General features: G+C 64.8%; 28 protein-coding genes and 1 pseudogene. 13 read left to right on the forward strand and 16 right to left on the reverse strand.

Going from position 1 to position 25114, the window contains the following annotated elements; all coding sequences use genetic code 11:
- Positions 1 to 5 precede the first annotated feature (5 nt).
- Together GGC64_RS16615 and GGC64_RS16620 are read right to left on the reverse strand one after the other, a co-directional pair.
- Positions 6 to 1193 carry an acyl-CoA dehydrogenase family protein gene (locus GGC64_RS16615; RefSeq protein ID WP_192723573.1) on the reverse strand — a complete coding sequence of 396 codons (1188 nt, stop codon included), beginning with the start codon at positions 1191 to 1193 and terminating at the stop codon, positions 6 to 8.
- Positions 1177 to 2175, reverse strand: a complete 999-nt coding sequence (locus tag GGC64_RS16620; protein ID WP_192723574.1) for an acyl-CoA dehydrogenase family protein — start codon at positions 2173 to 2175, stop codon at positions 1177 to 1179. The genes GGC64_RS16615 and GGC64_RS16620 overlap by 17 nt, the downstream gene beginning before the upstream one ends.
- Positions 2176 to 2458: 283 nt before the next feature.
- On the opposite strand from GGC64_RS16620, the gene GGC64_RS16625 reads away from it, so the two are divergent.
- The 4 genes from GGC64_RS16625 to GGC64_RS16640 are packed head-to-tail and all read left to right on the forward strand — an operon-like array spanning position 2459 to position 5976.
- Positions 2459 to 3553: an amidohydrolase family protein gene (locus GGC64_RS16625; RefSeq protein WP_192723575.1), complete on the forward strand. Its 1095-nt coding sequence runs from the start codon at positions 2459 to 2461 to the stop codon at positions 3551 to 3553.
- Between the two features lie 17 nt (positions 3554 to 3570).
- Complete coding sequence (locus GGC64_RS16630; protein WP_192723576.1) at positions 3571 to 4713, forward strand: amidohydrolase family protein; 1143 nt, start codon at positions 3571 to 3573, stop codon at positions 4711 to 4713.
- 1 nt (position 4714) lies between these two features.
- Positions 4715 to 5107 (forward strand): Rieske 2Fe-2S domain-containing protein, encoded by a 393-nt coding sequence (locus GGC64_RS16635; RefSeq protein ID WP_192723577.1) that lies wholly within the window; start codon positions 4715 to 4717, stop codon positions 5105 to 5107.
- The gene (locus GGC64_RS16640; RefSeq protein ID WP_192723578.1) at positions 5104 to 5976 is read left to right on the forward strand and encodes an alpha/beta fold hydrolase; all 873 of its coding nucleotides are present in this window, start codon (positions 5104 to 5106) and stop codon (positions 5974 to 5976) included. Before GGC64_RS16635 ends, GGC64_RS16640 begins: the two co-directional genes overlap by 4 nt.
- On the opposite strand, the gene GGC64_RS16645 is transcribed toward GGC64_RS16640, so the two are convergent.
- Entirely contained in the window at positions 5973 to 6446 is a 474-nt protein-coding gene (locus GGC64_RS16645) for a hypothetical protein (protein ID WP_192723579.1), read from the reverse strand. The two genes, GGC64_RS16640 and GGC64_RS16645, sit on opposite strands and share 4 nt — an antisense overlap.
- Positions 6447 to 6482: 36 nt before the next feature.
- On the opposite strand from GGC64_RS16645, the gene GGC64_RS16650 reads away from it, so the two are divergent.
- The 8 genes from GGC64_RS16650 to GGC64_RS16685 all read left to right on the forward strand — a co-directional run bounded on the left by GGC64_RS16650 (position 6483) and on the right by GGC64_RS16685 (position 13749).
- Entirely contained in the window at positions 6483 to 7751 is a 1269-nt protein-coding gene (locus tag GGC64_RS16650; RefSeq protein ID WP_192723580.1) for an NADH-ubiquinone oxidoreductase-F iron-sulfur binding region domain-containing protein, read from the forward strand.
- Positions 7748 to 8059 carry a ferredoxin gene (locus tag GGC64_RS16655; protein WP_192723581.1) on the forward strand — a complete coding sequence of 104 codons (312 nt, stop codon included), beginning with the start codon at positions 7748 to 7750 and terminating at the stop codon, positions 8057 to 8059. The genes GGC64_RS16650 and GGC64_RS16655 overlap by 4 nt, the downstream gene beginning before the upstream one ends.
- Positions 8056 to 9711: an OB-fold domain-containing protein gene (locus GGC64_RS16660; protein WP_192723582.1), complete on the forward strand. Its 1656-nt coding sequence runs from the start codon at positions 8056 to 8058 to the stop codon at positions 9709 to 9711. The genes GGC64_RS16655 and GGC64_RS16660 overlap by 4 nt, the downstream gene beginning before the upstream one ends.
- Positions 9708 to 10622, forward strand: a complete 915-nt coding sequence (locus GGC64_RS16665) for an alpha/beta fold hydrolase (RefSeq protein ID WP_192723583.1) — start codon at positions 9708 to 9710, stop codon at positions 10620 to 10622. Before GGC64_RS16660 ends, GGC64_RS16665 begins: the two co-directional genes overlap by 4 nt.
- Positions 10622 to 11440 (forward strand): NAD(P)-dependent oxidoreductase, encoded by an 819-nt coding sequence (locus tag GGC64_RS16670; RefSeq protein ID WP_192723584.1) that lies wholly within the window; start codon positions 10622 to 10624, stop codon positions 11438 to 11440. Before GGC64_RS16665 ends, GGC64_RS16670 begins: the two co-directional genes overlap by 1 nt.
- A gap of 4 nt (positions 11441 to 11444) precedes the next feature.
- Positions 11445 to 12287: an NAD(P)-dependent oxidoreductase gene (locus GGC64_RS16675; protein WP_192723585.1), complete on the forward strand. Its 843-nt coding sequence runs from the start codon at positions 11445 to 11447 to the stop codon at positions 12285 to 12287.
- Between the two features lie 62 nt (positions 12288 to 12349).
- A complete protein-coding gene (locus GGC64_RS16680) occupies positions 12350 to 13552 on the forward strand; it encodes a cytochrome P450 (RefSeq protein ID WP_192723586.1) in 1203 nt (400 codons plus the stop codon).
- Complete coding sequence (locus tag GGC64_RS16685; RefSeq protein ID WP_192723587.1) at positions 13549 to 13749, forward strand: ferredoxin; 201 nt, start codon at positions 13549 to 13551, stop codon at positions 13747 to 13749. The genes GGC64_RS16680 and GGC64_RS16685 overlap by 4 nt, the downstream gene beginning before the upstream one ends.
- A 97-nt stretch (positions 13750 to 13846) precedes the next feature.
- On the opposite strand, the gene GGC64_RS16690 is transcribed toward GGC64_RS16685, so the two are convergent.
- The 12 genes and pseudogenes from GGC64_RS16690 to GGC64_RS16745 form a co-directional block, all read right to left on the reverse strand.
- Positions 13847 to 14131, reverse strand: coding sequence for a DUF1330 domain-containing protein (locus GGC64_RS16690; RefSeq protein ID WP_015308300.1), 285 nt, complete (start codon positions 14129 to 14131; stop codon positions 13847 to 13849).
- A 13-nt stretch (positions 14132 to 14144) separates the two neighbouring features.
- Entirely contained in the window at positions 14145 to 14339 is a 195-nt protein-coding gene (locus GGC64_RS16695; RefSeq protein WP_192723588.1) for a ferredoxin, read from the reverse strand.
- Positions 14336 to 15610 (reverse strand): cytochrome P450, encoded by a 1275-nt coding sequence (locus tag GGC64_RS16700; RefSeq protein ID WP_192723589.1) that lies wholly within the window; start codon positions 15608 to 15610, stop codon positions 14336 to 14338. The genes GGC64_RS16695 and GGC64_RS16700 overlap by 4 nt, the downstream gene beginning before the upstream one ends.
- A 107-nt stretch (positions 15611 to 15717) precedes the next feature.
- Entirely contained in the window at positions 15718 to 16563 is an 846-nt protein-coding gene (locus GGC64_RS16705; protein WP_192723590.1) for a TauD/TfdA family dioxygenase, read from the reverse strand.
- Positions 16560 to 16895 (reverse strand): hypothetical protein, encoded by a 336-nt coding sequence (locus GGC64_RS16710; protein WP_192723591.1) that lies wholly within the window; start codon positions 16893 to 16895, stop codon positions 16560 to 16562. Before GGC64_RS16710 ends, GGC64_RS16705 begins: the two co-directional genes overlap by 4 nt.
- 2 nt (positions 16896 to 16897) lie before the next feature.
- Positions 16898 to 18169, reverse strand: a complete 1272-nt coding sequence (locus tag GGC64_RS16715) for an aromatic ring-hydroxylating dioxygenase subunit alpha (RefSeq protein WP_192723592.1) — start codon at positions 18167 to 18169, stop codon at positions 16898 to 16900.
- Between the two features lie 12 nt (positions 18170 to 18181).
- Positions 18182 to 18922, reverse strand: a complete 741-nt coding sequence (locus GGC64_RS16720; protein ID WP_192723593.1) for an SDR family NAD(P)-dependent oxidoreductase — start codon at positions 18920 to 18922, stop codon at positions 18182 to 18184.
- Between the two features lie 10 nt (positions 18923 to 18932).
- A pseudogene (locus GGC64_RS16725) lies at positions 18933 to 19217 on the reverse strand (2Fe-2S iron-sulfur cluster-binding protein); the annotation flags it as partial.
- Between the two features lie 49 nt (positions 19218 to 19266).
- Positions 19267 to 19734 (reverse strand): MarR family transcriptional regulator, encoded by a 468-nt coding sequence (locus GGC64_RS16730; RefSeq protein ID WP_192723595.1) that lies wholly within the window; start codon positions 19732 to 19734, stop codon positions 19267 to 19269.
- Positions 19735 to 19749: 15 nt separating this feature from the next.
- The gene (locus GGC64_RS16735; protein ID WP_192723596.1) at positions 19750 to 20985 is read right to left on the reverse strand and encodes an amidohydrolase family protein; all 1236 of its coding nucleotides are present in this window, start codon (positions 20983 to 20985) and stop codon (positions 19750 to 19752) included.
- Positions 20982 to 21311, reverse strand: a complete 330-nt coding sequence (locus GGC64_RS16740) for a hypothetical protein (RefSeq protein ID WP_225951762.1) — start codon at positions 21309 to 21311, stop codon at positions 20982 to 20984. Before GGC64_RS16740 ends, GGC64_RS16735 begins: the two co-directional genes overlap by 4 nt.
- A 5-nt stretch (positions 21312 to 21316) precedes the next feature.
- On the reverse strand, positions 21317 to 22582 hold the full coding sequence (locus GGC64_RS16745) for an aromatic ring-hydroxylating dioxygenase subunit alpha (RefSeq protein WP_192723598.1): 1266 nt from the start codon (positions 22580 to 22582) through the stop codon (positions 21317 to 21319).
- A 111-nt stretch (positions 22583 to 22693) separates the two neighbouring features.
- On the opposite strand from GGC64_RS16745, the gene GGC64_RS16750 reads away from it, so the two are divergent.
- The gene (locus tag GGC64_RS16750) at positions 22694 to 24139 is read left to right on the forward strand and encodes an aldehyde dehydrogenase (protein ID WP_192723599.1); all 1446 of its coding nucleotides are present in this window, start codon (positions 22694 to 22696) and stop codon (positions 24137 to 24139) included.
- Here the strand turns inward: GGC64_RS16750 and GGC64_RS16755 are convergent, their stop codons facing one another.
- Entirely contained in the window at positions 24140 to 25063 is a 924-nt protein-coding gene (locus GGC64_RS16755; protein ID WP_192723600.1) for an LLM class F420-dependent oxidoreductase, read from the reverse strand.
- Between the last annotated feature and the right edge of the window lie 51 nt (positions 25064 to 25114).

Below are 25114 nucleotides of genomic sequence, written 5' to 3' on the forward strand. Positions count from 1 at the left end.
CGGTCTCAGCGCCGCGGCAGGCCGAGCACCTGGGTAGCGATGATGTTGCGCTGGATCTCGGATGTGCCGCCCGCGATCGTGCCGCCGAAGCTTCGCGCATAGCGCTCGAACCAGCTGACGAAGTAATGGTCGAGGTTCATGTGCGCGTAGGGCCCCGACGTCGAGGGATGGGTCAGCCCGTCCGGACCGGCAGCGGTCAGCGCATTTTCGAACGCCTGCCGTTCGGCTTCCGAACCGAACAGCTTGAGCACCGAAACGGATGCGGTGTCCATCTCGCCGCGCGCCGCGCGCGCCAGAGCCGCCGAGCCCATCGCTCGCAGCGCCTGGTAGTCCATGATCGTCGTGGCGTACTGATCGCGCTGGAGCGCAGTGCGGGGCCGGAAGTCGGCGATCATGTTGTCGATGCGGTCGGCGAAGCCCAGCCACATCATCGTGCGCTCGTGGCCGAGCGACCCGTTCGCGACACCCCAGCCGCCGTTGAGCGGGCCGACGAGGTTCTCGGCGGGCACCCGCGCGTCGGTGAAGAACACCTCGTTGAAGTCGAGGTTGTCCTGGCCGGTCATGTCGGCGAACGGCCGACACACCACGCCTGGGGTGTCGGTGGGGATGATCAGCGCGCTGATGCCCTTGTGCTTGGGGGCATCCGGGTCGGTGCGCACGAACGTGAGCAGGAAGTCGGCGTCGTGCGCGCCCGAGGTCCACACCTTCTGGCCGTTGACGACGAAGTGGTCGCCATCCACATCAGAGACAAAATCCGCTCGGGTGCGCAGTGACGCCAGGTCGGAGCCGGCACTCGGCTCGCTCATGCCAAGCGACGCGGTCTTCTCGCCGCGCAGCACCGGCACCGCCCAGCGGTGCTTCTGCTCGTCGGAGCCGAACGAAAGCAGCGACGCCGCAATGATATTGACGCCCTGCGGGTTGAAGCTGTGGTAGATCCGGCGCCGGCACAACTCGTCGAGGTGCACGAACTGCTGCAGCACGGTGGCGTTGCGCCCACCGAACTCCGGCGGTTGGGCAGGCAGCAGCCAGCCGTTGTCGAACAGCAACCGCTGCCAGTCGCGCGCCCATTGCGGCATGTGCGACACCGACTTCGGCCGCTCGAGCGTCTCGGCTTCCGACGGAACGTGCTCGTCGAGGAAGGCGGCGAACTCGGCGCGGAACTCCTCGACGTCGGAATCAAAAGTCAGCTGCACGATATTCCTCCGCAATGATCGCGCGATGCTCGGCAGCGCCGCCGAGCAGCAGTTCACCGGCCTTGGCGCGCTTGAGGGCGAACTGCAGGTCGTTCTCCCAGGTGAAGCCCATCGCGCCGAACAGCTGCAGGCCGTGCCGGAACACCAGGGCTTGGCACTCTCCCGCGGCGGCCTTGGCCATCGCCGCCGCCAATCGTCGGCGCGGATCATCGGCCGAAATGGTCAGTGCCGCAAAGTAAGACAACGCGCGGGCCCGCTCGGTCGCGACGTGCATGTCGACGGCCTTGTGCTGGACCGCCTGAAAGGATCCGATCGCCACCCCGAACTGCTGGCGCTGCTTGACGTGCTCGAGCACCAAATCCAGGATGCGCTGGCATGCGCCGACGGTGGAGATGGCCATGGCGGCGAGTGCCACGTGGCGGGCCTTCTCGGGATCGACGTGCACGCGGTCGCTGTCGGCAACGCGCACGCCTGCGAAGGTGACCTCGGCGATGTGCAGCACCGGATCGAACACCGGGCTGCGTCGGGACGCCACCACGGATGCGTCGACGACGAACACCCCAGCGGCAGTGACTACCGCGAGTCGCTCGGCGCGGTCACCGTCGAGTACGTGATGCGCAGTGCCGTCGAGCACCCAACCCTCCGCGTCCCGGCGGGCCGTCACCCCGCTGTAGATCGCCGCGCCCGCCTGCTGCGGGTCGAAACGGTCCCCGGCCAGCGGGGCGAACTGCGTCAGCGTCGCGAGATAGGGCGTCGGGTCGGTGGCGCGGCCGAGCTCCTCGAGCACGATCGCCAACTCGACCGAGTTCTCCGGGTCGGTCAGCTCCGTCCAGCCGGCGTCGATGTAGGTCTGCCACAGCGGGGCCGGGTCTACGCCGTTCTCGGCGATGGATCGCACCAGCGACGCGGGGCACTGCTTGGCTACGGCGTCGCGGACGGTCTCCTGCCACAGCCGCTGATCGGCATCGAACTCCAGTAACACCCAAGCCTCCCGGGGACCTCGTCACACGCAGCGCGTCGGGACGAGAATAACATTCTCCTTAGATGCTGTAAGCGTTCTCTGTATTCGACTACCGCATTTCGCCCGCTGACCGCCGTGCGATTGACCAGCACACACTCTGACCTGGGCGAAGGTAAGCGATTCGCTGAGAACTAGATTCTTGCTATTGAAGAACAACGCTTTACACTAGGTACATCCGGCGCGCTCCGCGCAGCGCTCGAACGCGCTCGCGTCGGCCGGATGACATCGGAGGACACCTTTGGCGATGCAGATACAAGACGGGACCGCGGCTGGCTTCAAGACGCCCGTCATCGATGCCAGCGTGCACATCTTCAGTAAGTCGAACAAGGATCTGCGCAGCTTCCTTCGCGAGCCGTTCAAGAGCCGCGGGTTCCCCGACTACGAGATGGACTGGTACGGCGCGCCGGGCGGCGAGTACGCCCCTAACACCGAGGGGGATCGCCGCTATCCCGGATCGGACCCCGAGTTCGTCGGCGGGCAATTGTTCACCGAGCGCGGCGTCGACATCGCGATCCTGCACCCGATGACGCGCGGCATCATGCCCGACCGCCATCTGGGCACCGCCATCGCGGCGGCGCACAACGAGCTGATGGTCTCGCGCTGGCTCGAGGACAACCCCTACGCCGACCGGTTCCGGGGCACCATCCGGGTCAATCCCGACGACGTCGCAGGCGCTTTGCGCGAGATCGCCAAGTACAAGGACCATCCGCGGGTGGTTCAGATCGGCGTTCCACTGCAGTCCCGTGAGCTGTACGGCAAGCCGCAGTACTGGCCGCTGTGGGAAGCGGCCGCCGACGCGGGCCTGCCGGTGTCGGTGCACATCGAAGTGGGCGCGGGCGTGTCCTTCGCGCCGACGCCGTCGGGCGTCCCGAGGACATATGAGAACTACGTCAGCTTCATGGCGCTGAATTACCTGTATCACCTGATGAACCTGATCGTCGAAGGCGTATTCGAAAAGATGCCCACGTTGAAGTTCGTGTGGGCCGACGGAGCCGCTGACCTGTTGACGCCGTTCATGTGGCGGATGGACTGCTTCGGGCGACCTCATCTCGAACAGACGCCATGGGCGCCGAAAATGCCGAGCGACTATCTGCCAGGCCACACCTACTTCGTCCAGGGCGCCATGGACGGCCCGGGAGACACCGAGTTCGCAGGCGAGTGGTTCGGCTTCACCGGTAAGGACGACATGGTCATGTACGGGTCGAGCTATCCGCACTGGCAGCTCAATGAGTTGAAGGTGCCCGCCTCGTACACCGAGGACCAACGCGACAAGTTGTGCTGGCGAAACGCCGCTGAGCTCTACGGCATAGACGTCGCGGCCGGCGTGAGCGCACAGTAGGAGATAGGGAGGCCACGATGACGGTCACAGTGACAGAGCGCAAGCCGGCGACGGAACGCATCGCCGTTCGCTGCGTCGACTCCGACGTGCATCCGGTGCCCAAGAGCGGGGTCCTGGCGCAATACATACCGGAACCGTGGCGCAGCAAGTATTTCCTGCCGCGCAGGATCGGCGACCAGATCTACTACGACGCACCGGATTACGCGCATGCCTACGCGATGCGCACGGACACCTTCCCGAGCGACGGTGAATTCGCGGGCAGCGACCCCGATCTGGCGTTCAAACAGCTGATCATGGAGGCGGGCGCAGACATCGCGATCCTCGAGCCGGCCGCCTACCCCGCGCGCTTCCCCGAGGTGAATCACGCGATGAGCTGCGCGCTCAACGACTGGCAGGCCAACCACTGGCTCGACAGCCACAACAACTGGCACGAGCGCTGGCGTGGTTCGATCTGCGTGGCGATCGAGGCTCCCGACGACGCCGCCCGTGAGATCGATCGGTGGGCCGGGCATCCCTACATGGGCCAAATCCTGATCAAGGCCGAACCGCGACCCGCGTGGGGCGATCCGAAGTACAACCCGATCTGGGAAGCCGCCACCAAAAATGACATCACCGTGAGCTGCCACCTCTCGCGCAGCCATCATGAGGAGCTGCCGATCCCCCCGGTCGGGTTCCCGAGTTACAACCACGATTTCATGGTCACGTACTCGCTGCTGGCCGCGAACCAGGTCATGAGCATGGTCTTCGACGGCCTCTTCGACCGCTTCCCGACATTGCGAATCGTGTTGGTGGAGCACGCGTTTACCTGGATCCTGCCGCTGATGTGGCGAATGGACGCGATCTACGAGGCTCGCAAGTCCTGGCTGGACATCAAGCGCAAGCCGTCGGAATACGTCAAGGACCACATCAAGTTCACCACCCAGCCGCTGGACTATCCGGAGAACAAGACCGAGCTGACGCGCGCATTCGAGTGGATGGAGTGCGAAAAGATCCTGCTCTTCTCCTCGGACTATCCGCACTGGACGTTCGACGACCCGCGGTGGCTGGTCAAGCACCTGCCCGAGCATGCAAGGGAGGCCGTGATGTTCCGCAACGGCATCGCGACCTATCACCTGCCTGAGACGGTGCCTGCCCTCGAGGGTCAGGTCCGGGTGTTCTGAGTTGGCTGACACGGAGAAAACGCCTCGGCTGGCGCAGGGGCGTGAGCATGTCGTCGCCACGGTGGACGAGATCCCGCCTGGCACACACAAACTCGTCCCGATCGGGCGCCACGGGGTCGGGGTCTACAACGTCAACGGCACGTTCTACGCGATCGCCAACTACTGCCCACACGAGGGCGGACCGTTGTGCTCGGGCCGTGCACGTGGTCGCACCGTCGTGGACGACAGCGTGCCGGGCGACGCGGTGATGGTGCGCGACCTCGAGTTCATCTACTGCCCGTGGCACCAATGGGGTTTCGAGCTCGCGACGGGCACCACCGCGGTCAAACCCGAGTGGAGCATCCGAACATACCCCGTTCGTGTAGTCGGTAAGGACGTGTTGGTGCAGGCATGACCGAACAATCAATTGAGATCAACGGTGGCAACGTCGTCTACGAAATCCTCGGCGACGAAGGTGATTACCTCGTCCTGACGCCAGGCGGCCGCTTCAGCAAGGACATCCCCGGTTTGCGGCCACTGGCGGAGGAACTGGTCAAGGGCGGCTATCGCGTGCTGCTGTGGGACCGGCCCAACTGCGGCAAGTCCGACGTGCAGTTCTACGGTCAGTCCGAATCCCATATGCGCGCGGAAACGCTGCACACGTTGATCACCAAACTCGACATCGGGCCATGCATACTGGCGGGCGGTTCGGGCGGCGCACGGGATTCGATGCTGACGATCATGTTGTACCCGGACATCGCCACCAAGCTCGTCGTGTGGAACATCGTCGGCGGCGTGTACGGCACCTTCGTGCTCGGCGCGCACTACATCACGCCGAACATCCGACCGGTCCTCACGATGGGGATGGAAGGCCTGCTGCACCTGAAGGAATGGAAAGAGCGCATCGCCGAGAATCCGGCCAACGAAGCGCGGATACTGTCATTCGATCCCGACGAGTTCGTCAAGGTGATGATGCGCTGGCTGAACGCATTCGTGTCCAAGCCCGGCCAGACCATTCCCGGTGTCGACGACGGGATGTTCGACAACATCAAGGTGCCCACGCTGATCATCCGCGGCGGTGAGAACGACTATGACCACCCGAAGCGGACGTCGCTCGAGGTGAGCTGTCTGATAAAGGGTTCCGAACTGATCGACCCGCCGTGGCCGGAGGACGCCTGGGAGCAGGCGGCGAAGGACAACGCGTTGGGAAAGGTCAAGCACTTCAACATGTTCGACACCTGGGTGCAGGCTGCCCCCGCGATCCTGAAGTTCCTGGACGGCTAGCGAGTGCGAATGTGTACCTCGCAGTTGAGCGACGCTTCGAGCGCCGTGTGCACGCGACTTTCGGGCACACGCTCCAGGTCTGCTTTGCGCAGCGTCACGTGTACGACGTCCCAGCCATCGTCCCCCGGCACTCGGTCGATCTCTCCGGTCAGCCCCAAGCCGGCCAGCACGCCGTACGCGTCGTCGTCCGTGCCGCGGCTGATGTACGTGACCACTCCCGGTACCGGTGTGGTGCCGAATGCGTTGGCGCACAATTGGACCGCGCGCCGTTCGAGCTCGACTGGGTCGTCGCCGGCGATCAGCAGTTCGACCTCACGTCGTTGCGGCGGAAGATCGGCGAGATCGTTCTCTACCACCTCGAAGCCCGCCGGCCCCGCCAACTCGCGCAGGCGCGCCATGCCATTGCGTAATTGCGCGGGCGCCAGCTCACCGGCTCGGTCCACACCGATGCGCACCACCGCGGTCCTCACGTCCATCAGCCTATCCACGGGCAGGAAGGACGTCCCATGACCTCCACCACGACCGAACTCATCGTCGCGGCATGGCCCGACTCTGAACCGCGACTGCTGCAGTCGTCGCCTGAGAGCGCCTATCTGCCCCTCGATGACGCCGATGCACTGATGGAGCAGGTCGACCTGTCAGGGCTGCTGGGCCGCGGCGGCGCCGCCTTCCCGCTCGGCACCAAGCTGCACACGGTGCGCGACGCCGGTCGCCAAGGCTCCGAGACAGTCGTGGTCGCCAACGGCGAAGAGGGCGAGCCCGCCTCGGTCAAGGACCGATGGCTGCTGCGCAACAGGCCGCATCTGGTGCTCGACGGGCTCCGGTTGGCCACCGCAATGGTCGGCGCGTCGCGCGCGTACGTGTACGTCTCGGATTCGCAGTCGGCCACCGCGGTGACATCGGCGCTGGGTGAGTTGAAGCCAGAGACGTTCGGCGCGACCCGCGTCAGTGTTGTGACCGTCGAACCGACCTATGTGGCTGGCGAGGAGACGGCCGCGGTGCGCCGCATCAACGGAGGGCCCGCGAAACCCACCGACAAACCGCCTCGTCCGTTCGAGGAAGGGGTGCTGGGCCTGCCGACTATGGTCAGCAATGTCGAGACGCTGGCCAACCTGCCGTACATCCACGAGCACGGCGCGCAGGCGTTCCGCGCCGTTGGGACGCCGATGTCCCCTGGCACGTTTTTGGCCACCATCACCGGCGCGGGGCGGCCTGCGACGCTGTACGAGATTCCGCACGGCGCAGCGTTTTCCGATCTGCTGAAGGTGCACGGCCTGCCTGCCGAGTCGGTCCGCGGAGCCTTGATGGGCGGCTATTTCGCGGGGTTGCTCAACACCGACATTCTCGAGGCGACACTCGACCACGAGACGATCCGCCGACTCGGCAGCGGCCTTGGCTGCGGTGCGATCTCGATCCTGACCGACGACTGCCCCGTCGCCGTCGCCGCGTCCGTGATGTCGTACTTCGACCGTGAGAACGCGGGGCAGTGCGGATCGTGCTTCAACGGCACCGCGGCGATGGCCGCTGTCACATCGGCGCTGCGCGACGGCGTGGCAACAGATGAGGATTTGGCCCGCCTCGAGCGATGGTCGGTGGTGCTGCGCGGACGCGGCGCATGCGGCACCCTCGACGGCGCCACCAACGTCGCGGCGAGCCTGCTGCGGCAGTTCCCGCAACTGGTTTCCCAACACCTCGCCGACGACTGTGCGACCTGCCGCACTGCAGTCTTCGACGCCGTACGACCCTACGAAGTGGAGGCGGTGTCTCAATCATGAGTGACGGCTTGCGGATTCGGCTCGACCGAACACTCTGTGACGGCTTCGGCGTCTGCGCCAAACATGCGCCGGAGTACTTCTCGCTCGACGATTGGGGCTACGCATCGCTGATCGGCGACGGCACTGTGCCGGCGGCGGACCGCGACGCGGTGATGCGGGCGTTGCTCGACTGCCCTGTGCACGCGATCATCTACATGGGCGAACACCGGCCATCTGGCGACAGGGCGGCCCAGCACGAAGCACACGAGTCGCCCGAGCCCGAGCCGAAAACCGAGGACAGCGAGGCGATCTCGGAGTTCGTCCGGTGACAAGACCACTGCCCGAGCTGACGTTGGCGAACGAGTTCTTCTGGACCGCGGGCGGTGACGGTGTGCTCCGCATCCAGGAATGTCGCGACTGCGACGCATTGATCCATCCGCCGCAGCCGGTATGCAGGTACTGCCGCAGCCGCAACATGGGTGTGCGCGATGTATCGGGCAAGGCGACGCTCAGCGCCTTTACCGTCAACCATCGATTCGGCTTCCCCGACCTGCCGCCGCCGTACGTCGTCGCACAGGTCGCCGTCGTCGAAGACCCGCGAGTTCGGTTGACCACCAACATTGTTGACTGCGAGCCCGATCAGCTGACGCTCGGCCAGGCCGTTGAAGTCACGTTCGAGAAGCTCACCGACAACGCAGGCGCCGTCTGGTTGCCGTTGTTCCGGCCAGCGACCGCGGCCGAGACCGGCCTGCAGGCCGTCGACGAGATCGCGCCACAGGATTTCGGCAAGCATGTCGCGCCGATGCTGACCAAGAAGAAGTTCGAAGACGCCGCGGCTATCACCGGCGTCGGGATGTCGAGGCTGGGCAGGCGGCAGATGGTGCCGCCGCTGTCGTTGACCATCGACGCCTGCGAACAAGCCGTTGCCGATGCGGGTTTGACGTTCGACGACATCGACGGGCTCTCTACCTATCCCGGGCTCGACATCGCAGGCATGGGCGAGGGCGGGGTCAGCGCAGTGGAAGGTGCGCTCGGGCTGCGTCCGACATGGATCAACGGCGGCATGGACACCTTCGGGCCCGGCGGGTCGGTGATCGCCGCGGTGATGGCCGTCGCGACGGGCATGGCCCGGCACGTGTTGTGCTTCCGCACGCTGTGGGAGGCCACATTCCAGCAGCTGATGAAGGAAGGCAGGATGTCCCCGCCCGGGGGCGCCCGCACCTCCAGCTGGCAGATGCCGTTCGGCGCCACGTCGGCGGCTCACACGTTGGCGCTCAACGCCCAACGCCACTTCGCGCGGTACGGCACGACCAAGGAAACGCTCGGCTGGATCGCGTTGAACCAGCGCGCGAATGCCGCGCTGAATCCCACGGCCATCTACCGCGACCCGATGACCATGGACGATTACCTCAACGCGCGCCCGATCACGACGCCGTTCGGGCTCTACGACTGCGATGTCCCGTGTGACGGTGCGATCGCGGTGATCGTGTCGGCGGTCGACGTCGCCAAAGACATGCCGAGAAAACCGGTGCTGTTCGAAGCCGTCGGCACCCAGATCGTCGAACGCACGGACTGGGACCAGACCACGCTGACCCACGAACCACAGGTGCTCGGGCAGGCTGCCCATCTCTGGACGCGAACCTCGTTGCAGCCCAAGGACGTCGATGTCGCCGAGCTCTACGACGGCTTCACGTTCAACTGTCTGTCATGGCTGGAGGCGCTCGGCTTCTGCGGCATCGGCGAGTCGAGAGACTTCCTCGACGGCGGCGCGGCCATCGCCCGCGACGGCGTGATACCGCTCAACACGCACGGCGGTCAGCTGTCGCACGGCCGCACCCACGGCATGGGCCTGATCCACGAAGCCGTCACCCAACTCCGCGGGGAGGCGGGTGAGCGTCAGGTGAAGGACGCCCGCGTCGCGGTGGTCAGCAGCGGGGGGCTCACCCCGAGCGGAGCGATCCTGTTGAGGACCGATACATGACAGGGCCCAATGTCGCCGCCGAAGCGGCTCCCCGCCCGCGCGTTGTCCTCGTCGACGGCGTGCCGATGTCGGGCCTGGTCGCACTCGCCGACGAGCCGAAGGCCGTCGTCGTCGCCTTCCACGGAGGGGCAAGCACCGCAGCATATTTCGACTGCCCCGGCCATCCGGACTTGTCGCTGCTGCGCACCGGCGCCTCCAACGGGTACACGATGGTGGCGCTCGACCGGCCGGGCTACGGTGCGTCGGCACCCTACCCCGATGCCATGGCGCATCCGGAACAACGGGTGGCGCTCACATACGGCGCGATCGACAAGGTGCTTGGCGCGAACCCTCGCGGGGTCGGACTGGTTCTGCTCGGCCACTCGGCCGGGTGCGAGCTCGCAGTGCGACTGGCCAGCGATGAACGGGCCGAGGACGCCGGTGTCATCGGACTCGAATTGGCAGGCACCGGTGTGGAATACCACCCGGATACGGCGGAGATCCTGAAGACCGCTACTGCGACGCAACGCCCCAAGGGGCTGCGCGACATCTTGTGGCAGCCCGCGCATTTGTATCCGGACGACGTGTTGTCCGGCATGACGAACTCGACGTCCGGCGCCCTCTACGAGGTCGACATGACGCAACGCTGGCCACGGCAGTACTTTCCCGAACTCGCGGCGCGCATAGCCGTGCCAGTGCAGTTCACCGTCGCCGAACACGAGCGGGTGTGGCGGTCGGATGCCGAGACGCTGGCCCACATCGAGACCATGTTCGGCTCGTCGCCACGATTCACGATCAACGAACAAGCCGGCACCGGTCACAACCTGTCGCTATCGCTGCGCGCCGACGCGTATCACGCCAAGGTGCTGTCGTTCGTCGGGGAATGCGTTGCCGCGCAACAGGGCACATCGAAAGAACGGGAGGCGGGCTGATGCGCGTCGGATTCATCGGACTGGGCAGCCAGGGCGGCCCCATGGCGCGGCGGATCGTCGAGGGCGGCTTCGAGACCACGCTGTGGGCGCGGCGGGAGGCGAGCCTCGAACCGTACGCGGACACCGCCGCGAAGACCGCGGGCTCCCCTGCCGAACTCGCCGCCGCCAGCGACCTCGTCTGCCTGTGCGTCGTCGGCGACGACGATGTCCGCGAGGTGCTGTACGGCGACACTGGGGTGTTGGCAGGCTTGGCCTCCGGTGGAATCGTCGCGATCCACAGCACGGTACACCCCGACACCTGTAGGGAGATCGCAGAAAAGGCGGCAGCTCAAGGGGTTTCGGTGATCGACGCGCCGGTGAGTGGCGGCGGGCCTGCGGTCGAGGAGGGCAAGCTGCTGGTCATGATCGGCGGTGAAGAGGACGTGGTCGAGCGCTGCAAGCCGGTGTTCGCCACCTATGCCGACCCCATCGTGCATCTCGGCCCGCTCGGCAGCGGCCAGGTCACCAAGATCCTCAACAACCTGTTGTTCAGCGCCAACCTCGGCACTGCGATCACCACACTCGAACTGGGCGACGCCCTTGGCATTCCGCGCGACAAGCTGTGCGAGGTCCTCAATCGCGGGTCCGCCGTGAGCAAGGCGCTGGGCAGCATCGCGGTGTTCGGCGGAACGCTGGACGGCCTGGCACCGATCGCCGGCGGGCTGCTGCAGAAGGATGTCCGGCACGCCGCGAGCCTCGCCGCCGCCGCCTCCGCGCCAGAGGGTGCGGTGTTCGATGCCGCCGACGCCGCCTTGAAGTCGATGGATCACCCGCGATGAGGCCTTGCGCGAAGAGCAGAGCACACCGATGAGTCGGGTCGGTTTCGTCGGGGCGGGCCGCATGGGTGCGCCCATGGTGCGGCGTCTCGTCGAGGCAGGCCACGACGTGCGCGCACTCGGCAGATCCGTTGAGAAGCGCCGCGCCGTCAGTGAACTCGGCGCGCGGCCGGTCACCGATCTCGCGGACATCGGAGCTGAGGCCGACGTCGTCATCGTCTGCGTCTTCACCGACGAGCAGGTTCAGCAGGTCTGTCGGGACAGCGTGCTGCTGTCGACGATGCAATCCGGTGCCTCGATCGTCATTCACACCACCGGGAGCCCCCGCACCGCGGAGGCGATCGCCGCCGAAGCGGCCGGCCATGACATCGGCGTTGTCGACGCGCCGGTCAGCGGCGGCCCCCACGACATCGCGGCGGGGCAGGTGACGTTGTTCGTCGGCGGCGCCGATGACGTCGTCGAGCAGGTGCGGCCGGTGCTGGCCGGCTACGGAGACCCGATCCTGCACGTCGGCCCCGTCGGTGCCGGCCAGGGCGTCAAGCTCATCAACAACACGCTGTTCGCGGCGCAGATCGGGTTGCTGCACGAGGCGGTGCGGCTGGGAAAGCATCTGGGCGTCGACGAGAAGCAACTGCTCGACGCGATCGGTCATGGCAGCGCTGCAAGCCGGGTCGCGAACATTGTCGGGGCCCGCGGTTCGGTGGACGCGTTCATCGACATGGTCGGCGAGTTCGTCGGCAAGGATGTCGCCGTCGTGCGCAAGGTCGCGGCCGAACTCGGCGGCGATCTCGGCGTCCTCGACGACGCCATTAACGCCGGATCCAAGGCATCTGGACAACGAAACTGTTAGCGTTACAGTTAGAGCGTATCTCGTAACGCTTCCGGCATCAGCCCGCCGCGAAGGAGGAGTTCATGACCAAGCCGAAACTCAAGTTCAATCCGGTAGCGCAGGAGTACTTCGAAAATCCGTATGAGATCTACAAGCGGATGCGGGACGAGGCACCCGTCTACTACGACGAGGAAGAGGACTTCTACGCGCTGACGCGGCACGCGGACGTGGCTGCGGCGCTGAAGGACTACGAGTCGTTCTCGTCATCACGCGGCTGCGATCTCGGGATGGTGCGGACCGGCGAGGTCCCCCAGCGGTCGATCATCTTCATGGATCCGCCCGACCACCGGCACATGCGCAGCCTGCTCAACAAGGCGTTCACGCCGCGGGCCATCCAGTCGCAGCGCGATACCGTCGTCGAACTCGTCGAGCACTACCTGTCCAAGGTCGACCCCGAGAACTTCGATGTCGTGCAGGACTTCTCCGGCCCGTTCCCCGTCGAGGTCATCACCCGGATGGCGGGCGTGCCGGAGGACTTCCGGCAGCAGGTCCGGCACTGGATCGACACCAGCCTGGAACGCGAACCCGGCCAGATCGAGCTGTCCGAGAAGAACATGCAGGCCAACATCGACTCGGCGATGTACTACTACAGCCTGGTGCAGGAGCGGCGGGAAAGCCCGCAGGACGACATGATCAGCCGCCTGATCGCCGCGGAGATCCCCGACGACGAAGGCAAGCTGCGCAAGCTCGACGACATCGAGATCACCGGCTTCACCACGCTGTTGGGCGGGGCGGGCGCCGAGACCGTCACCAAGTTGGTCGGCAGCGCAGTCGTCGAGTTCGCCCGGCACCCCGAGCAGTGGCAGATGCTGCTCGACGACCGAAGCAAGGTTCCCGACGCCGTCGAGGAGTTGCTGCGCTACGTCGGCCCGGTGCAGTACAACGTGCGCTACACGCTGAAGGAAGCCCATCTGCCAAGCGGCACAGTGCCCGCGCACAAACCGGTGTTCCTGATGAAGGCCGCGGCCAACCGCGACCCGCGCGCGTTCGACAACGCCGAGACGTTCGACATCACGCGCGACAAGGCGCAGTCGCAGAACCTCGGCCTCGGCTACGGCATCCACAGCTGTCTCGGCGCGGCGCTGGCCCGCCTGGAGACGACGATCGCACTCGAGCATCTGCTCGACTTCATGCCGCGCTATGAGGTGAATTTTGCTGGGCTGCAACGGGTGACGATGCAGAACGTCGCCGGTTACCGCAACGTGCCGGTGAGGGTACTGAAATGACGCAGAAGGTAGTGGTCGATTTCGGCCTGTGCGAGAGCAACGGGGTGTGCATGGGCATCATCCCCGAGGTATTCGAGCTGGACGACCAGGATTTCCTGCACATCCTGCAAGAAGAAGTGACGCCGCAGAACGAACACCAGATCCGCGAAGCGGTCCGGCAGTGCCCGCGACAGGCCATCTCGATCTCAGACGAGTAACCAACTACAAACCAATTACCGCGAGCGTGCGTGTCTGCACACGACACGCCGCCAAAAATCGGCATTTTGCGCACGCTCGCGCCAGACGAGCGTTCAGTCACAGCCCCGCGACGATGACTCCGTTGCAATCGGCGGCGGCCTGCCGCAGCTTGGCGGCCTCCTGGTAGGCATCCGAGTTGTACCACTCGCGGGCCGCTTCGACGGATTCGAACTCCAGCACGACGGTCTGCGTGCCGTGCCATTCGCCCTCCAGCACTTCGGGTTTCGTGTCGAATGACAGCAGAGTCGAGCCGGCCATCGCCTTGCTCGCCAGCTTGCCGTACTCGGCCATCCCTGCCGGATCCTTGACGTCTTCGGTGATGATGATGTAACCCTTTGGCACTGAATCTCCTTGGCTAACCGTTGATTTCGCTGATGGCTTGCTCTGGACAGTTCACGATGGCCTCCTGCGCCGCACCCTCGAGGCCGGCGGGCACTTCGGACGGGTCGGCGACGGCATATCCGTCGTCGGTCATCTGGAACACATCCGGGCACAGCGTCAGGCACATGCCGTGGCCGCGGCAGCGATCCTCGTCGACCTTTACTTTCATGCGAGATCAAACTCCAAATGCAACTCAGTCAGTCCACGCAGTATGTACGTCGGAATGTATTGGTAGCGGCGGTCGGAGGCCGGACCGTGATGGGCCTCGCTGATCCGAATATCGCTGGTGCGGTCCAGCAGTCGCTCCAGCCCGACCCGGGTTTCCGCGCGCGCCAGCGGGGCACCGGGGCAGCTGTGAATGCCGCGCCCGAACGCCAGATGCTGACGCGCGTTCTTACGTTCGGCATCGAAGCTGTCGGGATCCTCGAAGCGACGCGGGTCCCGGTTGGCCGCCCCGTTGATCACCATCACCGTGCACCCCGCAGCGAGGGCCTGATCGCCGACTGTTGTTGGGACACGCGACAATCGGAAGTCGCCCTTCACCGGGCTCTCGATACGCAGGCACTCTTCGATGAAGTTCGGCAGCAGACTGCGATCCTCGCGCAGCTTGCGCTGAATATCGGGCCGATCGCCGATCACCTTCAACGCCGTGCCGAGCAATCGCACGGTCGTCTCCTGCCCTGCGGAGAAAACGTTGGTCGCGACGCGCACGACGTCCCCGACTTCTGGCACCGATCCGTCGGGGAAGTTCGCGGTCGCCAACCCCGTCAGCACATCGTCGCGAGGCTCTGCGCGACGGTCTTCGACGTAGGTCGCAAAGATGTCGTACAGGTACTCCAGCGGCGTCTTGTTCAGCGACTTCTCGGCGTTGCCGAGCCCACCGCCATGGGTGCCGCGCGCGAGGCGCTCGATCAGCTCGCCGCGGTCCTCGTCGGGCACCCCGAGCAAGTCGGCGATGACGCGCAACGTGAACGGGCCCGCGAAGCCATTGATGAATTCGCCTTCACCGGGCGCCAGAAAGGAGTCGAGCATGTCATCGGCGATCTGCCACATCGCGTCCTCGTTCTCCTTGAGGCGCTTCGGGGTGATCAGCCGCATCAGCAGTGCGCGGTGGTTGGTGTGTGTCGGCGGATCGAGTGTCGGCAGCTGGTCGCTGAACGGAATCTCGTCGCGATGCTGCTTGATCAACTCGGTGACGTCGTCACCTTCGAGCGGCACGGGGAAGCCGGGGAACGGCCCGGTCACCGAGACACAGGACGAGAACGTCTGTTCATCGTTGTACACGTCGACGGCTTCCTGCCAGCCCGTCACCATCGTCACGCCGTAATGGTCTTCACGGCTGACCGGGCACTTGTTGCGAAGCGCCTCGTAGAACGGGTACGGGTCATCCGTCAGACGGCTGTCCCGGAAGAAGTCGACCGAGGTCAGGTCTTCCGCCATGCTTGCTCCGTTTCAACGATCTCATCAGGCGAGAACGTGATTCTCATCTGCGGGTATTAGATTTCCATAGTGGCTCGTCGTCGTCAACGACGGGGTCCTACCAGGCCTTACTGAATCGGCTCGTCCCCGAGAACGGTGGTGCGCAGCATCTCGCGCTGCGAATCCGGCGCGTAGGGCGCAGCCCGGTGCAGGACGCCGCGGTTGTCCCAGATGACGGTGTCGCCGACGGACCAGGTGTGGCTGTAGACCTTCTCCGCACTGCAGGCGCGATCCAATAGGTCCGCGAGCAGCGCCGCGCTTTCATCGGGCTCCATGCCGACGACGTGGTCGGCCGACGCCCCCAGCACCAGCGACTTGCGACCGCTGCGATGCGTCCACACCAGCGGGTGCTCATGCGTCGGACGGGCCCGCCACCGCGCCAACTCCTGCGGACTGGGATCGGGATTGACCCGCCGCTGCGAGGCTTCGAGTGAATGCACGACGCGAAGCGATGCGACCCGTTGCCTGTCGTCAGCGCTCAACTCGTCGTACGCGACATATGTACTGGCGAACTCGGTCTCGCCACCGCGTTCGGCGACCTGGACCGCGGACAACACCGTCGCCTTCTGCGGGAACTCGTCTTTCATCGGAGTACAGCCGTCGATGTGCCAATCGAACGTCGCACGTAGGTAGGACGCCGACGCGTTCTTCGACTTGTCCAGGGTGATCGGATAGATGCCAGCGACGGGGTGGTGTCCATCCGAGGAGTGGTCGATCTCGCCGAGCCGACGGCAAAACGCCACCTGCGCTTCCGGATTCAGCCCCAGCCGAGGGAAGACCAGCACGCCGTTTTCTTCCAGCGCATCGAGCACAGCGGCCCCGAGCAGCTCATCGTCTGCCAACCGGTCGGAGTCGACACCCAGCACCTCGGCGCCGACCGACTCGGTCAGCTTGTTGATGGTCAGCAGGCTCATGGCACCGGCTCCCCAATCCGATCGATGACCGCATCGGCGGAGTCGGTCGGTTTCTGTTGGCCGAACACCTCGACGGCCATCGACACCATGATCATCGAGTAGACCAGGTGCAGCAGGTTCAGCGCATCGTCGGGCACATCGTCGAGCGGGAACTTGTCGCAGTAGTCGATCGCCTCTTCAAATCGAGGAGTGAAGGCGTCGTAGAACTCGCGAATCTCGGGCATCGGCGTGGAGAGCCGGGCCGCCCACCGCTCGGGTTCGGTTGGCAGACACCACTTGTCAGCAAACCGTTCGAACTCCGCGAAGGCACTGGGAAGTCGCTTGTCGGACACGCTCACACCTCCACCGGGCTGCGCTCGCGCTGATATTGCTCGACCCAGTCCACGGCCACCTTGTGCAAGTGGCGCACCAGGATCTCCTGGTCACTGAGCGGGAAGTCATTGATGACGTCGTACTCCAGCGCCGCCTGCGTGCCGCCCAACATGCCGGCGTCCTGTAATGCGAACTCCTTGAGCACCACCGATGCGACCTCGTGTTCGACCCGTTCGCGGACCGTACGGGCCGGATGAAAAGCGTTGTACGCCTCGAATTTATGGGTGTTGTGCGACGTCGGCCAATACCGGTACAGCAGATACCAACCGTGGTAAATCAGGATCTCGAGGTTCGGGAAAATCTGGAAATTGGTAATGCCCCACGGCTCGATCCCACCCGGATTCAGGCCGGCGGACTGGTGCGTCTCCGGCGTCCGCCACGGCCCAACCAGCCCGCTACGCGTCACCCGCTCGACCGGGTACATGTACTCCGGATCCAGCAGCCACCTGCGGGTGCCTGCCGTCGACACCAACCGGTGCGGACCGTCGATCTGAAAGTGTCCACACTCGAACGTCGCGTTGGGCTGCCGCACCGCTGTGGGCACTTGCTGCGAGTGCAGGGACGGCACGTGGTAGTACTCCTGGAACGCGTCGGCGAAGATCTTCCAGTTGCTGTTGTTGTGGGCGACGAAATCGTAACGCTCGGTCATCATTTCGAATGGATAGTCGTCGAGCGCGGTGATCATCGGGCCGAGAAACTCGCGAAGACTCCATCGCGGTTCAGGGTCGAAGTTGATGAAGATGAAGCCATTCCAGATATCGCAGTTGATCGGCCGCAGTCCGTACTGCTCGGTGTCGAGGTCGAAGAACTCGCCGGGCTGCTGGACGAACGTCAACGCGCCTTCGAGGTCATAGCGCCAACCGTGGTACTTGCAGGTGAACTGACGGCAGGAGCCCTTGACCTCCTCATTCGGAAAGTCATTCCACACCAACTTGTTTCCGCGATGACGGCAGACGTTATAGAACGCACGAATCGTCTGGTCTCCACCCTTTTTACGCGCCCTGACGACGATGACTGATGTCTTGGCCGCGTCGATCTGCTTGGTGAGATAGCTGCCCACGCGCGGAAGCTCCTCCACCCGAGCGACATTCAACCAGGCGCGTTTGAAGATGGCTTCCCGTTCCAGTTCATAGAATTCCGGCGACGTCGAGTCTCGAAACGAGATCGGACCGGTTCCGAGCTCGGGGTAGTGTTGCGTCCAGCTGCCCTCGGCCGGTTTAGGCCAGCGCCCCATCGCGTCCTCCTCTCACAACACCGCTCCGCCGTTGACCCCCAGGACCTGCCCGGTGATGAAGCCCGCTTCGTCTGAACACAGAAATCCGACCGCAGCGGCGATGTCGTCGCCGGTACCGAGGTGACCGAGCGGGACGCTGGCCGCCATCTGTTCGTTGGAAGGGAGGTGGCCGTCGGCCTGCCCTCGGTGCTGCATCGGCGTCTCGATCGCCGACGGCGGAATGTTGTTGACCGTGATGCCCAGTGGACCGTATTCGCGGGCAAGCGATTTGGTCAGGGACAACAGCGCCCCCTTGGAGGCGGCGTAGTGCGCCATCTTCGGGGACCCGCGCTGGGCGCTCGACGACGAGATCATCACGATGCGACCCCAGCCCGCCTCGACCATGTCCGGCACCGCGACCTGACAACAGTGGAAAGTGCCGGTCAGGTTCACCGCGATCAGGCGGTTCCACGACTCGGGGGTGATCTCGGTGAAAGGAGCGAAATCAAACAGGCCGGCACTGGTCACGAGGATGTGAACAGGACCGAGCTCCGTCCGCACCTTGGCGAACGCCTCTTCGACCGCGGCGCGGTCACTGACGTCGGCGGTCACGGCCAATGCGGTCACGCCGTCGGCTCGCAACTCTTCGGAAACACGTTGCGCCCCTTGGCCGTCGATGTCCATCACCGCGACCTTGTGCCCGCGCCTTCCGAGCTCATGGCAGGTCGCTTCCCCCATGCCGGAAGCGCCTCCGGTCACCACCGCGACTCTCATATTCCGCTTTCTAGTAGTCGTAGGTCAGCCGCACCGTAGGGCTGGTCGGTAGGGCCTGACAGGTGAGCACGTATCCGTCGGCGACCTCGTCGTCTTCGAGTGCGTCGTTGTTGACCATTCGGGCGCTGCCCTCGGTGATGCGGGCCATGCACGTGCCGCAGGAGCCGGTTTCGCAGGAATACGGCGCCTGCAGCCCCGCGGACCGCGCGGTTTGCAACAGCGTGTCACCGGCGCGGTAAGCCGCGGCCGTCTTGCGGCGCTCGAGTTCGATGACCACCTCTTCGGTGCGCACCGCGGTGTCCTCGCTCATCGACCACAACATTATCAAGTACTTGTCATTAATATCAACTACTTGCTACATCCGGACCGATGTGGTCGGTGTGCAATTTGTGCCCGGTGCCCTGTTCGATCACCCGGCCCAGCAGCTCTTTGAGCTTTTCCTGCTCCTCGTTACTGAGGACACCGAAGACCCTGTCGTTGGCGGCGATCGCATCGCTGACCACGGCCTCGGCCACCTTGCGTCCCTGATCCGTGAGAAATGCCTGCAATATCCGGCCGTGCTGCGGATCCTGTTTGCGCTCGACCAGCCCGCGGCGCTCCAGCTCCTTGAGTGCCAGTTGCACCCCCTGCGGACTGATGAGCAGACGACGCGCGAGCTCGGCTCCCGACAGGCCGGGCTCGGTGGCCAGTTGGCGCAGCATGCCGATCTGCGCGGTGCTGACGCCGTGGTCACTGACCGAATCGTTCACCGTTGTCAGCGAGAAATACCACGCCTGCTTGAGCAACCAGAGAATGTTGTCCCGTTGTTCCACGCTCGCCTCCTCGGGTCAGCGTTTGTAGATCTGGCCGTTCTTCATCACGAACCGCACGTCGAGTGTGGTCGCGATGTCGCGCGACGGATCGCCAGGCACCGCGATGATGTCGGCCAGATATCCCGGTGCGAGACGGCCCAATTCGTCGTCCGCTTCGACCAGCTCGGCGCTGGTCACCGTCGCGGACCGGATCGCCTCCATCGGGGTCATCCCCCGGTCCACCAGGGCGCACAATTCTCTGGCGTTCTGTCCGTGCGGAATCGCGGGCGCATCGGTGCCGCAGGCGATTCGCACGCCTGCAGCAATCGCCTTGGGCAGCATGGCCTGTGCCCGCGGGAAGACTTCTTCGGCCTTCTTGCGCAGCTCTGGCGCGATGCGGTCGACGGCCATCGCTTCGGTGAGGTACGTGGTCGAAACCAGGAACGTGCCGGTGTCCGCCATCATCTGAATCGTCTCGTCGCTGGCGAGGAAACCGTGCTCGATGCAGTCGATTCCAGCCCGAATACACGCACGAATGGAGCTGTCCCCCACCGCATGTGCGGCCACCCGCACGCCTGCCCGGTGCGCCTCGTCCGCGATCGCCGCGAATTCCTCGTCCGAATACTGCTGGGCGCCTGGAGCGGTGCTGTGCGACATCACGCCGCCCGATGCGGACACTTTGATCAGCTTGGCGCCGTGCCGAACCTGATAGCGCACACACGCCCGGACGTCGTCGACACCGTTGGCGATGCCCTCGGCGACGGACAACGGCATGATCCCCGGCGCAAGTCGCTGGAACACCGTCGGGTCGAGGTGCCCGCCGTACGGTGTGACGGCATGGCCCGCTGGATAGATGCGGGGCCCGATGTGCCAGCCCTGGTCGATCGCGCGCTGCAGTGCAACGTCGAGCAGATAGCCACCGGTCTTCACCATCAGCCCGAGATTGCGCACAGTCGTGAAGCCGGCTTCGAGGGTGGTCCGCGCGTTCACCGCGCCGCGCAACGTTCGATATGCGGGGTCGTCCTGGACTCCGTGCATGGGACTCGGTAGCCCCTCCGGTCCGCCGGGGCCGCCGATGAGCAGGTTGAGTTCCATGTCCATCAGCCCCGGCAGCAGCGTCACGTCGCCAAGATCGACATCCGTCGAATCAGCTGGCAGCTCAGCGGGATTGATCGCCTGGATCCGATCGCCGTCGACCACCACCGCAGCGGGTGAAAGCACTTCGCCCGCGTCGACGTCGGCCCACCGGGCGGCGTGCAGAACAGTCGTCACGGGACCGGTTCTGACACGCACTCCATCGCGGTGGCGCCGGAGTCGGGCACGCGAGGCTGCTTCCAGCACTCGACCGGGAACGACACCATGATCATCGAGTACAGCAGATGCATCAGGTTGAGGACGTCGTCGGGCATGTCGTCGAGCGGGAACTTGTCGCAGTACGAGATCGCCTCCTCTGCTCGGGGGGTGATCGCGTCGTAGAAGGCCTGCATCTCGGCCATCGAACTGGCCATCCGCTTCGCAAAACGCTTGGGCTCGGAATCAAGACACCAATCGGAAAAGCGCTCCAGATCGGCGAATTCGCTGGGCAGCAGTGCGGTCATCGCGTTCACACTCCCGCTGTCTTGCGCTGATAGTCGTCCACCCAGGCGGCGGTCTCCTTGTGCAGGTGCCGAATGAGGATCTCCTGGTCGCACAATGGAAACTCGTCGATGACTTGGGACTCGACCATCGTCTGGGTGGCCTCCAGAGTATTCGCGTCCTGCAGCGAGTATTCCTTGAACGAGACCGCCGCCAATTCCTGAGCGATGCGTTCCCTCGGCGTGCGCGGTTGCGGGAAATACGCTGTGCCCTCGAATATGTGGCTGTTGTGCGAAGTGGGCCAGTAGTGATACGTCAGGTACCAGCCTTGGCCCCATATCAAAATCGTGAAATTAGGGAACAGCTGGAACGAGTCAAGGCCCCACGGATCACATTTCGCCGGATTGAGACCCGCAGGCATCTCACCCAAATCGGGCTTGTCCCACGGTCCGAACAGCCCGCTCTGGCAGATGTCCTCCATCGGCTTGCGCATGTCGGGATCCATCTCCCAGGCCCGGACACCCGAGGTGCTGACCAACCGGTGCGGGCCGTCGAGGCGGTAGTGCGGCGCCTCGAAACCCGCTTCCGCGGCGGCCTTCGAGTAGGCGGTCGGTGACTGGTTCGCATGCAGAACCGGCGCGTGATAGAACTCCTGGAACGCGTCCATATAGAGCTTCCAGTTCGCCTTCACCTCGGAGCGGTAATAGAACCGCGACGTCATCTTGTCGAACGGATAACCCTCTAGCCCAGTGATCATCGGTCCGAGGAAGTCGCGCAAGCTCTGTTCGGGTTCCGGCGCGAAGTTGACGAAGATGAAGCCCTCCCACACGTCGCAGTGAACCGGCACCAACCCGTACCGACTCTTGTCGAGGTCGAAGAACTCTCCCTCCTGCTGTACGAACGTGAGGTTGCCATCCAAGTCATAGCGCCAGGCGTGGTACTTGCAGGTGAACTGGCGACACACGCCGCTGGTCTCCTCGAGGGGCATGTCGTTCCACACCAGCTTGTTGCCGCGGTGCCTGCAGATGTTGTGGTAGGCCTTGATCTCACCGGATCCGGTGCGCACCAAGATGATTGACGTATTGACGACCTTCATTTCCTTGGTGAAGTAACTGCCCTTGCGCGGAAGTTGTTCAACGCGACCAACATTGAGCCAGGCGCGCTTGAACACTGCCTTTCGTTCCACCTCGTAGAACTCAGGGCTGATGGAATCCTCATAGGACACTGGGCCCGTCCCCAGCTGCGGGTAGTGCTCCGTCCAGCTGCCCTCGGGCGGTTTCGGGAAACGAGCCATCGCCTTCTCCTGATCCACGCGGTCCACTCGGTAGGGCCGACGGTATATGCTCCAGACAACAATCACAAGTAGTTGATATTGCCGTCGTGTCGTTCGGAAGGAGACGGTCGAGTGCGCCAAGACGAGCTGTTCATCGGCGGAAATTGGGCAAAGCCGAGCACCGACCGCCGCATCGAGGTGATCTCCCCGCACTCCGAAGAACCGGTGGCACAGGTCGCGGCCGCTAGCCCCCATGACGTGGACACGGCGGTGCAGGCCGCCCGGGTCGCATTCGATACGGGGTCGTGGCCTCGGCAGACACCCGCCGAGCGCGTCGACGCCGTGCGCCGACTTGCCAAGGTGTACGGCGAACGGGGGTCCGAGATGGCCGGGGTGATCACCTCGGAGGTGGGTGCTCCGATCAGCTTCTCGCAGCGGGCCCAGGTGGGACTGCCCGCGATGATGATGAGTGCGTTCTGCGATGTGGCCGAGTCCTATCCGTGGCGGGAGGCGCGGCCGGGAAGGTACGGCGCCGACATCCACATCCATCGCGAGCCGGTGGGCGTCGTTGCCGCGATCGTGCCGTGGAACATGCCGCAGTTCCTGATCGCCACCAAGCTGATTCCCGCGCTGTTGGCCGGATGCACCGTCGTTGTAAAACCCGCACCGGAGTCACCGCTGAACGCGCTGCTGCTGGCTGAGATGATCGCCGAGATCGGGTTGCCGCAGGGCGTCGTCAGTGTGCTGCCAGGTGACGCCGCCGTCGGCGATTACCTGGTGAAACACCCTGGTGTGGACAAGGTTTCGTTCACCGGTTCGACGGCCGCAGGTAAGGCCGTCGCAGCCGCATGCGCGACCGACCTGCGCCGCGTCAGCCTGGAACTCGGCGGCAAGTCCGCTGCGATCGTGCTCGCGGACGCCGATCCGGGCGCCGTCGCCACCGGCGTGCGGTCGGCGAGCCTGTCGAACAGCGGCCAGATCTGCAATGCGCTGACCCGCATTCTGGTGCCGGCCGGTAGGGCCGACGAATTCACCGATGCACTGGCCGCCGAGATGACGTCGATGGTTATCGGCGACCCGGCGGACAGCGCGACGCAGGTGGGTCCGCTCGTCGCGCAGCGTCAGCAGCAGCGCGTGCGCGGCTACATCGAGAGCGGCCGACAGCAGGGCGCCCGCCTCGTCGTCGGCGGGACCGAGATGCCCGACGGCCTTGACCGCGGATGGTATGTCAAGCCGACGCTGTTCGACGGTGCCGACAACTCAATGCGAATCGCTCGCGAGGAGATCTTCGGCCCGGTGCTGACCGTGATCCCCTACGCCGACGAGGAGGATGCGATCGCCATCGCCAACGACTCCGACTACGGTCTGGCCGGATCGGTGTGGACCGACGACACCGACCGTGGCCTCGCGATCGCCGCACGCATCCGCACCGGCACCTTCGGCGTCAACCAGGGCTACACCATGGATCCGTTCGCTCCGTTCGGCGGCGTGAAGGCCAGCGGTTACGGACGCGAGCTGGGTCGTGAGGGCATCGACGGCTACACCGACACGAAATCCATTGCGGTGGCACGGCACTGACTATGGTGTGGTCAGCGGCTTCAACGCCTCGCCCACCGCGGTGATCACGCCGGGCGTATAGCGATGGGTCGGCAGATTGACGATGACGCCATCGATGCCGACGTCGAGCACGCGGCGCTTGATCTCCTCGGCCACTTGCTCGGGTGTGCCGGAGACAGCGCGCCCTCCGCGAGCCTCGTCCATCGAACCATGGGATTCGAATCCGTCGACGATCACCGTGAGCAGGCAGCTCGTTTCCAGGGTTGCCGGGTCGCGATCGGCCTCCGCGCACCGTTGTTCGAGCGCGCGTAGCTTGCCGGCAAGGTCGTCCATGGGCGCGATGATGTTGAGGTGGTCGGCGTACTGCGCGGCGAGCCGGAACGTCTTCTTCTCCCCGCTACCGCCGAGCATCACCGGAATGTGGTCACGGTAGCGCGGCTCGTTGATGGCGCTTTCGGTGTGATACCACTTGCCCGAAAAGCTGGGCCGCTCACCGTGAGTCATCGGAATGATGATCTGCAGTGCCTCTTCCAGCTTCTCGAAACGCTCTGTGAACGTGCTGAATTCGAAACCCAGCTGGTTGTGCTCGAGCTCAAACCACCCGGCGCCGATACCCAAGACCGCTCGCCCGCCGCTGATTACGTCCAGGGTCGTGATTTCCTTGGCCAACAGGGTCGGGTTGCGATAGGTGTTTCCGGTGACCAGCGTCGACAGCTGCACACGCTCGGTGGCGCTCGCCAGCGCGCCCAGCGTCGTGTAGGCCTCCAGCATCGGTTCGTCGGGCTCCCCGAGCGTCGGCAGCTGATAGAAGTGATCCATCACCAAAACCGTGTCGAATCCGGCAGCTTCGGCCTCAGCGGCTTGAGCCCGCACCGCGGGGAACAGCTCTGTGACGGGTGTTCCGTATGAGAAATTGGGGATCTGCAATCCAAGTCGAATAGTCACGCCTCACGGTGACGACTGCCGGGCAGGATTTATTCCCCGGCCCGAACCGGC

The sequence above is a fragment of the Mycobacterium sp. OAS707 genome (assembly GCF_014873705.1).
Taxonomy (GTDB): Bacteria; Actinomycetota; Actinomycetes; order Mycobacteriales; family Mycobacteriaceae; genus Mycobacterium.

What these genes read in the sequence shown, in the direction of transcription:
- GGC64_RS16655 (WP_192723581.1), top strand. Translation starts at nt 7,748, where the DNA reads ATGAGTGACGGCTTGCGGATTCGGCTCGACCGAACACTCTGTGACGGC.
- GGC64_RS16705 (WP_192723590.1), bottom strand. Translation starts at nt 16,563, where the DNA reads ATGAGCCTGCTGACCATCAACAAGCTGACCGAGTCGGTCGGCGCCGAG.
- GGC64_RS16630 (WP_192723576.1), top strand. Translation starts at nt 3,571, where the DNA reads ATGACGGTCACAGTGACAGAGCGCAAGCCGGCGACGGAACGCATCGCC.
- GGC64_RS16680 (WP_192723586.1), top strand. Translation starts at nt 12,350, where the DNA reads ATGACCAAGCCGAAACTCAAGTTCAATCCGGTAGCGCAGGAGTACTTC.
- GGC64_RS16715 (WP_192723592.1), bottom strand. Translation starts at nt 18,169, where the DNA reads ATGGGGCGCTGGCCTAAACCGGCCGAGGGCAGCTGGACGCAACACTAC.
- GGC64_RS16700 (WP_192723589.1), bottom strand. Translation starts at nt 15,610, where the DNA reads ATGGCGGAAGACCTGACCTCGGTCGACTTCTTCCGGGACAGCCGTCTG.
- GGC64_RS16740 (WP_225951762.1), bottom strand. Translation starts at nt 21,311, where the DNA reads ATGACCGCACTGCTGCCCAGCGAATTCGCCGATCTGGAGCGCTTTTCC.
- GGC64_RS16650 (WP_192723580.1), top strand. Translation starts at nt 6,483, where the DNA reads ATGACCTCCACCACGACCGAACTCATCGTCGCGGCATGGCCCGACTCT.
- GGC64_RS16625 (WP_192723575.1), top strand. Translation starts at nt 2,459, where the DNA reads ATGCAGATACAAGACGGGACCGCGGCTGGCTTCAAGACGCCCGTCATC.
- GGC64_RS16640 (WP_192723578.1), top strand. Translation starts at nt 5,104, where the DNA reads ATGACCGAACAATCAATTGAGATCAACGGTGGCAACGTCGTCTACGAA.
- GGC64_RS16720 (WP_192723593.1), bottom strand. Translation starts at nt 18,922, where the DNA reads ATGAGAGTCGCGGTGGTGACCGGAGGCGCTTCCGGCATGGGGGAAGCG.
- GGC64_RS16670 (WP_192723584.1), top strand. Translation starts at nt 10,622, where the DNA reads ATGCGCGTCGGATTCATCGGACTGGGCAGCCAGGGCGGCCCCATGGCG.
- GGC64_RS16665 (WP_192723583.1), top strand. Translation starts at nt 9,708, where the DNA reads ATGACAGGGCCCAATGTCGCCGCCGAAGCGGCTCCCCGCCCGCGCGTT.
- GGC64_RS16685 (WP_192723587.1), top strand. Translation starts at nt 13,549, where the DNA reads ATGACGCAGAAGGTAGTGGTCGATTTCGGCCTGTGCGAGAGCAACGGG.
- GGC64_RS16745 (WP_192723598.1), bottom strand. Translation starts at nt 22,582, where the DNA reads ATGGCTCGTTTCCCGAAACCGCCCGAGGGCAGCTGGACGGAGCACTAC.
- GGC64_RS16695 (WP_192723588.1), bottom strand. Translation starts at nt 14,339, where the DNA reads ATGAAAGTAAAGGTCGACGAGGATCGCTGCCGCGGCCACGGCATGTGC.